We start from the raw sequence: 13,755 nt of genomic DNA on the forward strand, positions 1-13,755 counted from the left end.
GGGGATCCTCAGGAAGCGGGACGCAGGCGCGCGGCGAGCAGCACGAGCGCGCTCATCACGAGCAGGACGAGGGTGGAGACCGCCGCCAGCAGCGGCGAAAAGCGCAGTGTCGCCTCGTCCCACATCAGCTTGGGCAGCGTCGACTGCAGCCCGCCGGAGGCGAAGAGCGCAACGTTGAGCTCGTCGAGCGAGATCACGAAGGCAAAGAGCGCTGCCGAGACGATCCCCCCGGCGATCAGCGGCAGCGTCACGCGACGCGCCGTCGCCAGCGGCGAGGCTCCGAGCGAGGCCGCGGCCTGATCGAGGCGCCGGTCATAGGTCTTGAGCACGGCCGTGACGGCAATGAAGACATAAGGCAGGGCGATCACTGCATGGCCGATGACCAATCCGGCGACTGTGCCGACGAGGCCGAGCCGGGCATAGACGTAGAACAGCGCGACCGCGATCACCATGCGCGGCACCAGCAGCGGCGCGATCATCGCGGCGAAGGCCGCGCTCGCTCCGCCACCCTTGAGGCGCTGGAAGGCCAGGGCAGCTGGCACCGCCACGACAAGGCAGAGCCCCGTGGTCAGCAGCGCGACAATGAAAGAGCGACCGGCAGCGTCGAGCCAGACCGGCAACGAGAAGACCTCCCGGTACCAGCGCAGTTCGATGCCGGACGGAGGCCAGGACAGGAATTCCTGCCCCGAGAAGGAGACCGGCAGCAGCAGCAACAGCGGCACGACGAGGAACAGGATCGCGAGGATGGCGAGCGCCTTCGTCCCGGCACCGCCCTCCCCCGGCCGCGGCGGGGCCAGACGCAAGCTCTCCGCCAGCCATGCTGCGAGGTCTCCCAGCGCTCCGCAGACCCGGCGACCGATGCCGCTCCCGGCCGATGCGCCACGGCCGGCCTCGCCTGACAGCGTCGAGAGGCCGACGGCCTTGTCGAACAGCACGAAGAGGACGAGTGCGGTGGCGAGAAGGAGCAGGCAGAGAATGGCGGCAAAGGGCCAGTTCACCAATTCCATCACCTGCTGGATGACGAGCTGCGTGATCATCGTCTCGCGCGCGCTGCCGAGCAGGGCCGGCGCCATGAAGAAGCCGAGCGCCGTGATAAAGACCAGCAGCGCCGAAGCCGTGACGCCCGGCATGGACAGCGGCAAGTAGATGCGGAAGAAGGCTTGCACCGGCCGCGCGCCGAGCGTGCCAGCAGCGACCATCAGGCCGCGGTCGATCCGCTCCATCACGCCGACCATGGTGAGGATCGCGAACGGCACTAGCACGTTGGTCATACCGATCACGACCGCGGCCCAGCCATAGAGCAGGTCCAGTGGCCGGTCGCTCAAGCCCGCCGCGACAAGCCCGCCATTGACCGGGCCCTGCCGTCCCAGGATCACGATCCAGGCGAAGGTGCGCACGAGAAAGCTCGACCAGAATGGCAGCAGGACGAACAGCGCCCAGGTCGACTTGCGCCGGGGGTCGGCGTTCGCGAGCACATAGGCCACGGGATAGCCGATGAGCACGCTGAACAGCGTCACCCACAGCGAGATCTTCACCGTCGTGACCATCACCTGCACATAGGTGCCGGCTGCCCACATCCTGCCGGCATGTTCCAGCGTCAATGCGCCGTCACGGTCGAGAAAGCCCTGGGCCAGGAACCCGCCGATCGGCGCGACGAAGAACAGGCCGAGCAGCAGGACGGCCGGCGCGAAGAGCAGGAGATGCCGGCCGGGACGCGTCACGACACACGCTCCGTCAACGGCACGACGTCTTCCGGGGCAACCGTCAGCGCGACGTCGGCCCCTATTTCGACAGTCCTGCCGCCGCCGAGGACGGTCATGGTGAGCTGGGCAGCACGATCACCTGCGATCGACAGACGCCGCACCGCCCCGAGATCAATGACGTCCACCACCTTGCCTTGCAGCTGTGCGACGTCCGACGTCCCGGCGAAGCGCAGCCTTTCAGGCCGGATCAGGACGGTGACCGACTGTCCTTCCGCAGGCAGGCGATCAGCATGGGCCGTCGCCAGTAGCTCTTTACCGATCCTGATATGCCCACCGGCGACAATGCCGTCGAGCAGGTTGCTCTCGCCAACGAAGCCCGCGGCGAAGCGCGTGCGCGGCCGCTCGTAGAGAGTAGCCGGCGTGTCGATCTGCTCGACCCGCGCCTCGTTCATCAGGCAGACGCGGTCGGAGAGCAGCATCGCCTCGTCCTGATCATGCGTGACGTAGACGATGGTCTTCTTCAGCTCGGCGTGGAGCTTGCGGATCTCGAGCTTGAGCTCGTCGCGAAGCTTCTTGTCGAGAGCGCCCAGCGGCTCGTCCATCAGCACGAGCTGCGGGTCGAAAACGATGGCGCGCGCGAAGGCGACGCGTTGCTGCTGCCCGCCGGAAAGCTCTCGTGGCAAGCGTCCGGCAAGATGGCCGAGCCGCACCAGCTCGAGCGCACGGCCGACAGCGCTCTTGAGCTCGCTCTCCGGGCGTTTGCGCATACGCAAGGGAAAGGCGACGTTCTCGAAGACGCTGAGATGTGGAAACAGTGCATAGTTCTGGAAGACGACGCCGATCTCGCGCCGATAGGCCGGCCTGCGGGTGATCTCCTCTCCATCCAGCAGTATCTCGCCGCCGGAGGTCTCGGTGAGACCGGCGATCATCATCAGCAGCGTCGTCTTGCCCGAGCCGGATGGTCCCAGCAGGGTCAGGAACTCGCCGGCAGCGACCTGTAAACTGGTCGGACTCAGGGCGATCGCCTCGCCATAGCGCTTGGCTACGTCGCGAATATCGAGCTTTGGATGGGTCAAAGGATCAGCCTTGGCGCAGGCGGGCGACATTGCTCGGTCGCCCGCGGCATGAACGGTCGGATATCGGCTTTGCGATTCAGCCGACGACCCATTTGGTGAAGCGCTCGGTCGCCTGGTCGCGTGTCCGCGTCCAGAAATCGACGTCGACGAGGATCGCGCTCGCCTTGTTGGCCGGGAAGGTCGGCATGGTCTTCGCCACGGCGGGTTCGATCTTGTCGAGCGCGGCCGGCACCGTCGGTCCGTAGCCGGTGGCCCTGGCGAAGATCGCCTGACGCTCCGGCGCCAGCGCGAACTTGATGAACTCGCGGCAGAGATCGGCCTTGGGACCGCCCTTGAGGATCACCCAGCCTTCGGATTGCCAGAGCGCCTGCTCCCACATGATCGCCACTGGCGCACCGGCGTTGATCGCGGCCTGGATGCGGCCGTTCCAGCTCGGGCAGAAATCGACTTCGCCAGACTGCAGCAGCTGGGTCGACTGAGCTCCGGATGTCCACCAGGCGGAGATGTCTTTCTTGACCGCATTGAGCTTGCGGAAGGCGCGGTCGAAGTCGAGCGGATAGAGCTTGTCCGGCCCGGCACCATCAGCGAGCAGCGCCTGCTCGACGCTGTCGACCGGCGAGCGGCGCATCGCGCGGCGGCCTGGGAATTTGGCGACGTCGAGGAAATCGGCCCAGCTTTTTGGAACCGACTTCACCCGGTCGGTGCGGTAGCCGAGGACGGTCGCGACGACGTCGTTGCCGGCATAGAACGGCGAGCGGAAGGTGTCCGGCAGCGCCTGCCAGCTCGGCTCGCTCTCCAGCTTGAGCGGCTCCAGATAACCCTGCCCGTCGGCCGCGAGCTGATTGGCGACCTGGCGCGCCACGATCGACATGTCCCAGGTATAGGTCCTGCTGTCGACCATCTGCTTGATCTGGCCGATCGGGTCGTTGGCCCCGGTGATCGGCAGCACATCGATGCCCGTGGCCTTGGTGAACTCGCGACCATAGGCATCGTTGAACGAGGTGCCGATGCCGAGATCGCGGACGACGATGCGGCGTGCCTGCGCCCGGCCGATGTTCGGCATCGCCAGTGTCGAGGCAACGCCACCAAGCCCGGTGACGACATGACGGCGCGTCGGCTGCACAAGCTTTGGCATTGGTCGGATCCCCGTTTTATATTTTATGACATCGGTGTCAGTTTTTGAAAGCTGACACGTACGTTAGTTTTTGGCAAGATGCCTCATGACCAAAAAATCGAGACGAACCTGAGATGGCCAAGAGCGCCACAGCGGCCAGTCCGGCGATCGAAGCCTTGGGCAGGGATGGAAAGCCGGCGCCGCGCCTGACCGAGCTGCTCAAGGCCGAAGCGTCCGAAATCGGGCTGCGCAAGGGCGAGCGGACGCGCCGCCGGATCGTCTGGGCGAGCGCGGTTGCCCTGGAGCAGGCTTCCTTCGCGCAACTGTCGATGGACCGCATCGCCGAGATCGCCACCGTCTCGCGCGCAGCGCTCTATCAGTACGTCGCCTCGAAGGAGGAGGCCGTGCGGCTCGTCCTCCTCGCGCTGCAGGACCTGACGCTTGCGATGCCCAGTGGAGGGACCGTCGGACGCTCGCCACTCGAGGCAATCATCGCCACCAACCGCTACTACATCGACTATTTCGAGAAGAACGCTGTCTTCATGGAGCGTGTCCGCGAGCTTCGCGAGGTCTTGCCGGAGCTGATGGCGGAAAAGCAGCGCGTCAACCGCCGCTGGGCGGAGCGGGTCCTGGCGCATGCCGGGCTGCACCGCCCCTCACCGCTCGATCCAGTCCGGCTCAAGCTGCGCATCTTCGCCATGGAATGCATGGTCGACGACATCCTGCGCGAGATCTTCGTCATCCGGAATCCGGACATCATTGCAGCCGCGGCCGATCGCGAAGCGCTGATCCAGGAGCTGTCAGCGATCTGGTTCAAGGCCCTGTACGAGGCCGACTGAGGCGAACCATCGGCATGATCGCCGGCAATTCGATTTCAACGCGGCTCTCCCGGGAGGAAACCGCCCTGCCATAAACAAGGCCACACCCGCTCAGGTGAGCACATGCCTGCGCTCCGTGACGATGTCCTGCAATGCGGCCAGGAACTGCTCCGTCGCCGCATCGTCGACGGCCAGAGACAAGGCGATGAAGCCGCGACGGGCGAGATAGAAACCGCGCTCGAGCAGATCCAGGAAGACGAGCTCCTTGATGTGATCATCGCTGCCGGCGAGGTCGTCCGGCGTGTTCACAGGGCCGCGAAGGCCATGGATATTCATCAGCGAGCCCTGCCCGCTCGCCTGGAGCGCGACATCGGCCTTGCGAAAGACCTCGTTCAGGCGTTCTCGCAAACGCTCGCCGCGCGCGTGCAGCGCCTCAGCGATCTCCGGCGTGAAAACCTGCGTCAGTGCAGCGATGCCGGCCGACATGGAGAGCACGTTGTTGTTGAAGGTTCCCGCATGCGGCAGGGAGCCCGGCCTCTCGGGATCGTACATCGCCATGATATCGGCCCGGCCGCCAAAGGCCCCAAAGGACATGCCGCCCCCGATCCACTTGCCGAGCGTCACGAGATCTGGGTCGAGGCCGAGCAGGCCATGGGCGCCGCTGCGGCCGAAGCGTGAGGTCATCACCTCGTCGAGGATGAAGAGCCCTCCCGCAGCGCGCGTCTCTTCGCGCAGCATGGCGAGGAAATCCGGATGCGCGGGGATGCAGCCGCCCGATCCCATCATCGCCTCGGTCAGCACGCAGGCGAGTTCCGATGCGCTCTCCCTGATCAGGCGCACCGTTGCCTCGGCGTCGTTATAGGGCGCGACGATGAAATCGTAGGGCGCGTTGATCGGGATGCCGCCGCCGCCGAAATAAAGCAGGCCGCCATGGTAGCCGCCCCGGAACACCAGGACTTTCGATCGCTTGGTGAAGGCGCGGGCCGTAGCGATCGCCATCAGGTTCGCCTCGGTGCCGGAATTGGTGAAGCGCACCTGCTCGATCGCCGCAAAACGAGCGACCACATGCCGGGCAAGCTCAGCCTCGAACATATTGTGCCCGCCGAGATTGACGCCGCCGTCGAGCGCCGCGTCGATCGCGGCTCGGATAAGTGGATGGGAATGGCCGAACAGGCCAGCAGTGTATTCGCCGAGCAGGTTCACATAGCGGTGGCCGTCGGCGTCGGTCGCGACCGCTCCTTCGCCATGGGCCAGGCGCAGCGGGAAAGGGCCGTGGTAGAGCACGGTGCGGGTATTTCCACCCGGCATCACCTCGCAGGCACGCCGGTGGACGGCCAATGATTTCGGCCGCCGCTCCGCATAGCGCGTCCGGGCTTCCGCCAGCTCGTCCTCGACCGTCCTGTTCCGCCGCGCCGTATCCATCATCTGCCACCCGCCGATTTGCCTGACATGCCGCCTTCGTGGCGGCGCGGTCTCTTCGCGAGATAATTGTACGATGTACAATTTATTTGTCGAGAGCCTCCAACGAGGATTTGTCGTGCAAGGTATCGCGGCTTCGGTGCGGCTGCTAATTGCGAGATGCAGAGGAGCGGAGCCGGCTCGACCGCAGCGAGCGACGGGGAGGACATGCAGGAAGCCGAGCAACGCAAGCGACGGGGCCGCCCCAGGCGCGACGAAGTCGTCGCGCTCGATCGCGCACAGATCGTGGCGGAGGCGTTGCGGCTGATCGACGAGCGGGGGCTGGAGGCCTTCAGCCTGCGCGAGCTCGCGCGAGCGCTCGGCGTGTTTCCGACGGCGCTGTATTGGCACATGCCTGGCGGCCGCAATGCCGTACTCGGCGCGGTCGCAGCCACGGCGTTCACCGATGTCGTCCCTCCTGCCGAGGACGCGATTGGCAACTGGGAGAACTGGGTCCGCGCGCTTTTCACCCACTATCGCGACTCCCTACGCAAGCACCCCAATATCGCACCACTGCTCGGCGCCCAGATCGTCTCGAACACCGGCGTCGATATGGAACTCGTGGAGCGCATCCTCACGGCCCTGGAATCCGCGGGCTTTGGCGGCGAGCGGCTGGTCGATGCCTACAATACGGTGGTCGCGGGCCTGCTCGGCTATGTCACGCTGGAGCTCGCCCCCGGCCCGGCCGAGGATGCCAGCGAATGGGCCAAGGCCTTCGAGGCGGAGATTCGCGGCGTCGACGCCGGCCGCTTCCCGCGGCTCGCGCGCAATCTCGATGCGCTCGCCAACCGCGCTTTCATCGTGCGTTGGCAAGGCGGCGCCGAGAAGCCGATGACGCACAGCTTCGACTTCTATGTCGAGACGATCATCGCCGGGTTGCGCACGCTCTCACGCAACCCCGTCTGAGCTGCCCGGTCAGACGAAGGTCAGCAAGCGGCGCGGATTGCCGACCAGGATCGCCTCGATCTCGGCCTCGGTGAAACCGCGCGAGCGCATCAGCGGAACGATGTTCTCGAAGATGTGGGTATAGCCGTGCCCGCCGAAGCTGGCCAGCCGCGTCTTGTAGCAGATGTCGTGGCTGATCACGACGCGATCGAGATGGCCATGGTCGATCAGGCTGCGGATGAAGCTCAGGCGGCCGGCATCGTTCGGCATGTCGATATCGGCCCAGGTGTAGAAGGCCTGCTCCTGACCGAAGAGGTCGAACTCGATCACGCAGCCGGTATCGGCGAGCCGCAGCAGCGTGGCCTCGTCGAAGATCGTCCGGTCGATATGGCTGAAGATCACGCGGCCGATATCGCCGCCATGCGCCAGGACGAAGGCGGCGATCTCCTGCGGCTGCTCGACCGCGCGGCCGGGATGGATGTTGACGGCAGCGCCGGTCTCCTTCTGGGCGATCAGGGCGCCGCGCAGCACACGCTTCTCCAGATCGGTCCACGGCACCTGGCAGCCGATTTCGCCGATGATGCCGGCCCGCACCGAGGTGCCCCAGGCGCCCTCGAAGACCTGATCGATCATCTCTGCTGCGAAGCTGTCGATGTCGCGGTCGTCATTGGCCCGGTCCTGATAATCGTGGACGTAGTGGCCGCAGCCCATGACGATGGTCGCGCCAGTCCTGCGGGCGATCTCGGCTAGCCCGTCGGGATCGGGCCTCAGCCCGCCATTGCTGAGTTCGACGATGGTCCGCCCGCCGGCATCGACCATGGCCTGCACTTCCCTGGCGGCCGTATCGCGGCAGCGCAGGACGAGATTGCCAGGCACCTTCCAGCGCCCGTAGTTCATGCGGAAGCAGTTGCAGAGCGAGATCTCGGGACCCTGATCGGGATCGGCGGCCATCGCGGTCGTGCGGATGTCCCAGATCAGGTGCTCATGCATCAAGGTGGCGCCAAGACTCGCCGGATCGACGAGTCCGAGCACGCTCTGTGCCTTGCCGCGCAGGGCGGTGCGATCGAGACGCGGTGTCATGCGAGCTGTCCTCGGTTGAAGAGATCGACAGGGGGCCCGCTCATATGCGCCCAGGCAGCGCCTGCGAGGCCGGTGGCAGCGTACCCCGCGGCAAGGTCCTCGCGGGTGATCCCGAATTCGCCGCTCATATGCCCTCCCCGGTCTCGAATTAATTGTACGATGGACAATTAATTCGATGCATGTCAACCTGATCGACAATCGAGAGCAAAAAAGAGGGGGTGGAGATGAGACGGCGCGACTTTCTGGCCGCTTCGGCGGGGTTCCTTTCGGCCGGGATCGCCGGCAACGTGCGAGCGCAGCGCCGCGACCCGAAGGTTCTCAAATTCGTTCCTCAGGCGAATTTGACCTCGCTCGATCCGATCTGGACAACGGCGCAGGTCACGACGAACCACGGCTATGCCGTCTTCGACACGTTGTACGGCCTCGACAACGCGCTGCGACCGCAACCGCAGATGGCCAAGGGACATTCTGTTTCGGCCGATGGCCGCGTCTGGACGATCGAGCTGCGCGAAGGGCTGACATGGCATGACGGCCAGCCCGTGCTCGCGCGCGACTGCATCTCAAGCCTGCAACGCTGGGCCAAGCGCGATGCCTTCGGCCAGTTGCTCGATGCCATGGCGGACACATGGGAGGCGCCGGACGACCGGCATCTGCGCGTCGCGTTCCGGGCGCCCTTCCCGCTCTTTCTCGAAGCGCTCGCCAAGCCTCTGGGTCTCACGCCCTTCATGATGCCGGAGCGCGTGGCGAAGACCGATCCCTTCAAGCAGATCACGGAAATCGTCGGCTCGGGACCCTACCGCTTCCTGCAGGACGAGTACGTCTCCGGGAGCAAGGCGGCTTATGCCAGGTTCGGCGCCTATGTCCCGCGGCCCGAGCCCGCCGAGCGTACGGCCGGCGGCAAGGTCGCGCACTTCGAACGGATCGAATGGATCGTCATGCCGGATGCCGCAACGGCCGCGGCAGCCTTACAGACGGGCGAAATCGACTGGTGGGATCAGGCACTGCCGGACCTGATACCGGCCCTGCAGGCCAGCAGGAACGTCAAAGTCGCCATTCACGACCGGGCCGGCTTCATCGGCATGATGCGCTTCAACACGCTGCATCCGCCGTTCGACAATCCGGCCATACGCCGGGCGATCATGTATGCCGTGGAGCAGGCCGACTACATGCGCTCGGTCACTGGCGGCATCGACGACAACTTCCGCAGCTGCTTCTCGATGTGGCCATGCGGCACGAGCTATGCCGGCGAAGCCGGTGCCGAGGCGCTCAAAGGCCCGCGCGACCTCGATAAGGCCAAGACCATGCTGCGCCAGGCCGGCTACAAGGGCGAGCGCGTGGTCATCATCAGCCCGACCGACATCGCCAGCATCGGGCCGCTCGGGCAGATCACCGACGACCTCTTCCGCAAGCTCGGGATCAATGTCGAGCTGGTGGAAACCGATTGGGGATCGGTCGTTCAGAGGCGCGCCTCGCGCGAACCGGTCGAGAAGGGCGGCTGGAGCGTCTTCCACACCTGGTGGCCGTCGCTCGCCGTCGACAATCCCGCCATCAATCAGACGCTGCGCGGCCAGGGCGCCAAGGGCTGGTTCGGCTGGTACGAGAACGCGGCGGCAGAGGAACTGGCTGCAAGATGGCTGACGGCGAAGGATTCGGCCGAGCAGAAGGTGATCGCGGAGACGATCCAGCTCGACGCGTTCAAGCAGGCACCGATCATCCCGCTCGGCCAGTTCTTCATCCCGACCGCCTACCGCGCCGATCTGACCGGCTTTCTCGAGTCGACGATCCCGAGCATGTGGAATGTTCGCCGTATCGGATGATGCGCTGCTGTCAGTCTCTGGAGCAGCTCAGCCGCGGGGCACGTTCTCAAGCGTCCTGGTGCCTCTCATGGACGCAATGATCGTCCAGCCCACGATGGTGACCGTGATCGCCGCCAGCACCGCAGCGATCGGCCGATCGACCAGGCCGATCAGCCGGCCGTCCGACTTGATCATCGAGTTAATGAAATACTCCTCCAGCAATGGCCCGAGCACGACGCCGAGGATCACCGGCGCGACCGGAAAGCCGTTCTCCTCGAGCACGAAGGCCAGCACACCGAAGGCGAGCATGACGCCGACATCGAACAGCGAATTGTTGATCGCGTAGGAACCGACGATGGCGAAGAGCAGGATGATCGGCATCAGCACGCGCCGCGGCACGGAGAGGACGCGTGTCGCGATCTTGATGATCGCCCAGCCGAGCGGCAGCATCATCAGGTTCGCGATGACGAAGACCAGGAAGAGCGCATAGACGTTCTCCGGGTTGTTGACGAAGATCGTCGGCCCCGGCGCCATGTTCTTCATCATCAGCACGCCGATGGCGATCGCCGTGATCGAGTCGCCGGGGATGCCGAAGACCAGGGCCGGGATCCAGGCACCGGCGAGCGAGGAGTTGTTGGAGGCGCCGGCCTCGATCAGCCCCTCGGGATGGCCGGTGCCGAACTTCTCCGGCTCCTTCGAGAAGCGCTTGCTCATCGCATAGGACATCCAGGCGGCCATATCGGCGCCGCTGCCCGGCTGGATGCCGATGATGGTGCCGAGCGCGCTGCCGCGGATGAGCTGCCAGGGGTATTGCTTGGTCAGGCACCACATATTGGCGAAGATCGGGCCGATCTTCTGGACCACGGCATGCGGGGCGCTGCCGTCCGAGACCATGTGGCGCATCACCTCCGAACAGGCGAACATCCCGACCATCATCGGGATCAGCGAGACGCCGCCGAGCATCTCGGTGGATTCGAAGGTGAAGCGCGGCTGGCCGGCGGGATTGTTCATGCCGATCATCGCGATCAGCAGGCCGATCAGCAGCGAGATGCAGGCTTTCAGCGGCGTCGAGGAGCCGATGAAGACGGCGCCGCCGAGGCCGAGCATGACAATCCAGAAGAACTCGACCGAGCCGAAGCCGAGCGCGAAATCGGCGATGGCAGGAGACGCCACCATCATCACCGCCGTGCCGAACAGGCCGCCCAGCACCGAGAACCACAGGCCGATGCCGAGCGCGAGCTCGGGCTTGCCCTTCAGCGTCATCTGGTAGGAATCGTCGACATAGGCCGCCGAGGCCGGGGTGCCGGGGATACGCAAAAGGCAGCCCGGGATGTCGCCGGAGAAGATCGCCATGGTCGAGGTGGTGACGATCGCGGCGATCGCCGGCACCGGCGGCATGAAGAAGGTCAGCGGCACCAGCAGCGCCGTCGCCATGGTGGCGGAGAGGCCGGGGATGCAGCCGACGACGAGGCCGTAGATCGCCGAGGCGGTAATGACGAAGATCACATAGGGATCGAGCACCATCCCCAGCGCAGTGACATAGGCATCGAGCATGGCGGCTTACCAGCGGAATGGTTCGAGCGGGCCCCAGGGCAATTGCACGCCGAGGGCCAGATAGAAGATCGAGTGGATGACGAGCGCGGCCGCGAGCGAGAGCCCGATGGCCTGCAGCGGCCTGGTGCCACCCGCGAGGAAGAGCACGACGAGGATCAGTGGCGCACAGATCAGGAAGCCGAGCGTCTCGGCGAAGAGCATGTAGAAGATCACCGCTGCCGGCACGAGCAGCAGGCGCGGTAAAGCGCCGCCATTGCGTGCCCAGTCGGCGAGGCCGACCAGCGGACCGGCCTGCGTCGCGCGGGCGCCGTTGACGGCAAGGATCGCGGCGCAGAGCGCCAGCAGCCCGGACAGGATCAGCGGGAAGGCTGAAGGGCCGAGCGGCTGCTGCGACGGGTTCGGCAGGTTCCAGGAGGCGAACGCGACCAGGCCCGACAGGACAAGGAAGACGAGGCCTCCGAAGAGATCGTTGAACTTCATGGCGTGCTCGGCGTGCGCGATGGAAACGGGACGCGGCGAAGCCGCCGCGTCCTGAAACAGTCCGAAGAGCGATCGACTACTGGCGCAGGCGCAGTCCGAGCGCGCCCATGATCTCGCCGTTGTTCTTGTGCTGGGTCGCGAGGAAGCTGCCGAAGGCCGGGCCCTTGGCGAAGGCGTAGCCGAAGCCACGCTCGGCCAGGAAGGATTTGTAGGCTTCGGAGTTCGCGACCTTCTCCGTCGCTTCGACCAGGCGGGCGGCGACGTCGGCCGGCAGGCCGGCCGGAGCGGCGAGGCCGCGCCAGGTGCCGCCCTCATAGTCCTTGCCGATCGCGTCCTTGACGGTCGGCACGCTCGGGAAGGCGCCGATCTTCTCCTTCGACATCACCGCCAGCGACTTAACGCGGCCGGCATCGAACATCGGCTTGCCCTCGGGCAGGGAAGACGGGACGATCTGGACGCCGCCCGACGCCAGTTCCTGGAAGCCGGGCGCCGCGCCCTGGCTCGGCACCACGACGACTGCCTTGGGATCAATGCCCTCGAGCTGCATCAGGCCGGCGAAGGCAAGGTGATAGGCTGCGCCAGCCGCCATGCCGGAGAGCTTGTACTTGCCCGCCGGCTGCTTCTTGATGTCGTCGAGGGCGGCGCGCAGATCGGCCCAGGGCGCGTTCGCGGCAACGTTGAAGGCGGCGGAATCGAAGTTCACCAGCGCGATCGGAGTGAGCTTCTCATAGGTGAAGGGCGCGGTGTTCGACCAGTAGAAGGTCGTGACCTCCGCCGTGGCGAGGCCGATCGTGTAGCCATCCGGCTTGGCGTTGACGATCTCGGTATGGCCCACCACGCCGCCGCCGCCGGTGCGGTTGACGACGTTGACCGGCTTGCCGAGCTCCTTCTCAAGCCCGGCCGCGAGGATACGGGCGACCGCATCGGTGCCACCACCGGCGGCCCAGGGCACGACCAGGGTGATCGGGCGCTCGGGCCAGGCGGCGAAGGCGGGCATCGACACCGACGCGACGGTGGCGGCGAGCAGCAGTTTTGCGAGTTTCATGGCGTTTCTCCCGAGACGGTTTTCTTTTTGGGGCTGTTTCCATCCGCGAGAGCGGAGCTGGAAAGCATGTGACCGCGCGTGTAGCCGAGCACCTGCCGCATCGCCTGGCGGGCGTGTTCGGGCTGGCCGGCGGCAATCGCGTCGACGACCGCGGCGTGGTTGGCGAGGTTCCCGGCGAAAACGTCGACGGTAAAGTCGAACATCGCGCTCAGGATCGTGTCGATCGCGCCGCGGAAGCTGCGCAGGATCGGGTTGTTGGTGGCGTCGAGGATCGCGAGATGAAAACGCTTGTCGGCGGCGATGGCGGTTTGCGGATCGTCCTGGCCAGTTTCCATCTCGGCCAGTGCCGCGCGGATGCGGGCGAGGTCCTCCGGCGTAGCGCGTGTCGCGGCCAGGGCGGCGGCTTCCGGCTCGATGATCTCACGCGTTTCTTCCAGAGCGAGCAGCAGCGCACGGTCGAGCCCATCCTCGCTGCGCATCCAGCCGAGCACCTCGCGGTCGAGCAGCGTCCAGTCATGCTGCGGGCGCACCTGCGTGCCGTGGCGCGGGCGCACGGTGAGCAGGCCCTTGGCGACGAGGATCTTCACGGCTTCGCGGACGACACTGCGGCCGGCGCCGTAGCGCTCGGCCAGCTCCGGCTCGGGCGGCAGCACGGTGCCCGAGGCGATCTCGCCACGCACGATCGCGGCGCCGAGCGCCGCAACCATCGTGCCGATCTTTCCTGGCTTGCTGCCCCGCGCCATGAC

13 protein-coding genes are annotated in these 13,755 nt (G+C 66.0%); 3 read left to right on the plus strand and 10 right to left on the minus strand.

Features of this window, described 5'->3' with window-relative positions:
- Nucleotides 1-8: 8 nt before the first annotated feature.
- From ACWIGM_RS15940 to ACWIGM_RS15950, 3 genes are all read right to left on the minus strand, one after another.
- Nucleotides 9-1,721 carry an ABC transporter permease subunit gene (locus ACWIGM_RS15940; protein ID WP_454026885.1) on the minus strand — a complete coding sequence of 571 codons (1,713 nt, stop codon included), beginning with the start codon at nt 1,719-1,721 and terminating at the stop codon, nt 9-11.
- Entirely contained in the window at nt 1,718-2,779 is a 1,062-nt protein-coding gene (locus ACWIGM_RS15945) for an ABC transporter ATP-binding protein (protein WP_454026886.1), read from the minus strand. Before ACWIGM_RS15945 ends, ACWIGM_RS15940 begins: the two co-directional genes overlap by 4 nt.
- Nucleotides 2,780-2,855: 76 nt before the next feature.
- The gene (locus tag ACWIGM_RS15950; protein ID WP_454026887.1) at nt 2,856-3,914 is read right to left on the minus strand and encodes an ABC transporter substrate-binding protein; all 1,059 of its coding nucleotides are present in this window, start codon (nt 3,912-3,914) and stop codon (nt 2,856-2,858) included.
- Between the two features lie 113 nt (nt 3,915-4,027).
- On the opposite strand from ACWIGM_RS15950, the gene ACWIGM_RS15955 reads away from it, so the two are divergent.
- Nucleotides 4,028-4,732, plus strand: coding sequence for a TetR/AcrR family transcriptional regulator (locus ACWIGM_RS15955; protein WP_454026888.1), 705 nt, complete (start codon nt 4,028-4,030; stop codon nt 4,730-4,732).
- Nucleotides 4,733-4,822: 90 nt separating this feature from the next.
- On the opposite strand, the gene ACWIGM_RS15960 is transcribed toward ACWIGM_RS15955, so the two are convergent.
- Nucleotides 4,823-6,136, minus strand: a complete 1,314-nt coding sequence (locus ACWIGM_RS15960; RefSeq protein ID WP_454026889.1) for an aspartate aminotransferase family protein — start codon at nt 6,134-6,136, stop codon at nt 4,823-4,825.
- Nucleotides 6,137-6,289: 153 nt separating this feature from the next.
- Here ACWIGM_RS15960 and ACWIGM_RS15965 point away from each other — a divergent pair, with 153 nt between their 5' ends.
- The gene (locus ACWIGM_RS15965; RefSeq protein WP_454026890.1) at nt 6,290-7,075 is read left to right on the plus strand and encodes a TetR/AcrR family transcriptional regulator C-terminal domain-containing protein; all 786 of its coding nucleotides are present in this window, start codon (nt 6,290-6,292) and stop codon (nt 7,073-7,075) included.
- Between the two features lie 9 nt (nt 7,076-7,084).
- Here ACWIGM_RS15965 and ACWIGM_RS15970 read toward each other — a convergent pair whose 3' ends face one another.
- On the minus strand, nt 7,085-8,134 hold the full coding sequence (locus tag ACWIGM_RS15970; RefSeq protein WP_454026891.1) for a phosphotriesterase family protein: 1,050 nt from the start codon (nt 8,132-8,134) through the stop codon (nt 7,085-7,087).
- Nucleotides 8,131-8,262 (minus strand): hypothetical protein, encoded by a 132-nt coding sequence (locus ACWIGM_RS15975; RefSeq protein ID WP_454026892.1) that lies wholly within the window; start codon nt 8,260-8,262, stop codon nt 8,131-8,133. The genes ACWIGM_RS15970 and ACWIGM_RS15975 overlap by 4 nt, the downstream gene beginning before the upstream one ends.
- Before the next feature lie 96 nt (nt 8,263-8,358).
- On the opposite strand from ACWIGM_RS15975, the gene ACWIGM_RS15980 reads away from it, so the two are divergent.
- The gene (locus ACWIGM_RS15980; RefSeq protein ID WP_454026893.1) at nt 8,359-9,951 is read left to right on the plus strand and encodes an ABC transporter substrate-binding protein; all 1,593 of its coding nucleotides are present in this window, start codon (nt 8,359-8,361) and stop codon (nt 9,949-9,951) included.
- A 27-nt stretch (nt 9,952-9,978) separates the two neighbouring features.
- On the opposite strand, the gene ACWIGM_RS15985 is transcribed toward ACWIGM_RS15980, so the two are convergent.
- The 4 genes from ACWIGM_RS15985 to ACWIGM_RS16000 all read right to left on the minus strand — a co-directional run bounded on the left by ACWIGM_RS15985 (nt 9,979) and on the right by ACWIGM_RS16000 (nt 13,752).
- Complete coding sequence (locus ACWIGM_RS15985; RefSeq protein ID WP_454026894.1) at nt 9,979-11,484, minus strand: tripartite tricarboxylate transporter permease; 1,506 nt, start codon at nt 11,482-11,484, stop codon at nt 9,979-9,981.
- 6 nt (nt 11,485-11,490) lie between these two features.
- The gene (locus ACWIGM_RS15990) at nt 11,491-11,964 is read right to left on the minus strand and encodes a tripartite tricarboxylate transporter TctB family protein (RefSeq protein ID WP_454026895.1); all 474 of its coding nucleotides are present in this window, start codon (nt 11,962-11,964) and stop codon (nt 11,491-11,493) included.
- A 76-nt stretch (nt 11,965-12,040) separates the two neighbouring features.
- On the minus strand, nt 12,041-13,009 hold the full coding sequence (locus ACWIGM_RS15995) for a tripartite tricarboxylate transporter substrate binding protein (protein WP_454026896.1): 969 nt from the start codon (nt 13,007-13,009) through the stop codon (nt 12,041-12,043).
- Entirely contained in the window at nt 13,006-13,752 is a 747-nt protein-coding gene (locus ACWIGM_RS16000) for a FadR/GntR family transcriptional regulator (protein ID WP_454026897.1), read from the minus strand. The genes ACWIGM_RS15995 and ACWIGM_RS16000 overlap by 4 nt, the downstream gene beginning before the upstream one ends.
- Nucleotides 13,753-13,755 lie beyond the last annotated feature (3 nt).

Source organism: Allobosea sp. NPDC055332, from assembly GCF_053645455.1.

What these genes read in the sequence shown, in the direction of transcription:
- ACWIGM_RS15950 (WP_454026887.1), bottom strand. Translation starts at nt 3,914, where the DNA reads ATGCCAAAGCTTGTGCAGCCGACGCGCCGTCATGTCGTCACCGGGCTT.
- ACWIGM_RS15965 (WP_454026890.1), top strand. Translation starts at nt 6,290, where the DNA reads ATGCAGAGGAGCGGAGCCGGCTCGACCGCAGCGAGCGACGGGGAGGAC.
- ACWIGM_RS15985 (WP_454026894.1), bottom strand. Translation starts at nt 11,484, where the DNA reads ATGCTCGATGCCTATGTCACTGCGCTGGGGATGGTGCTCGATCCCTAT.
- ACWIGM_RS16000 (WP_454026897.1), bottom strand. Translation starts at nt 13,752, where the DNA reads ATGGCGCGGGGCAGCAAGCCAGGAAAGATCGGCACGATGGTTGCGGCG.
- ACWIGM_RS15960 (WP_454026889.1), bottom strand. Translation starts at nt 6,136, where the DNA reads ATGATGGATACGGCGCGGCGGAACAGGACGGTCGAGGACGAGCTGGCG.
- ACWIGM_RS15970 (WP_454026891.1), bottom strand. Translation starts at nt 8,134, where the DNA reads ATGACACCGCGTCTCGATCGCACCGCCCTGCGCGGCAAGGCACAGAGC.
- ACWIGM_RS15975 (WP_454026892.1), bottom strand. Translation starts at nt 8,262, where the DNA reads ATGAGCGGCGAATTCGGGATCACCCGCGAGGACCTTGCCGCGGGGTAC.
- ACWIGM_RS15980 (WP_454026893.1), top strand. Translation starts at nt 8,359, where the DNA reads ATGAGACGGCGCGACTTTCTGGCCGCTTCGGCGGGGTTCCTTTCGGCC.
- ACWIGM_RS15995 (WP_454026896.1), bottom strand. Translation starts at nt 13,009, where the DNA reads ATGAAACTCGCAAAACTGCTGCTCGCCGCCACCGTCGCGTCGGTGTCG.
- ACWIGM_RS15990 (WP_454026895.1), bottom strand. Translation starts at nt 11,964, where the DNA reads ATGAAGTTCAACGATCTCTTCGGAGGCCTCGTCTTCCTTGTCCTGTCG.
- ACWIGM_RS15955 (WP_454026888.1), top strand. Translation starts at nt 4,028, where the DNA reads ATGGCCAAGAGCGCCACAGCGGCCAGTCCGGCGATCGAAGCCTTGGGC.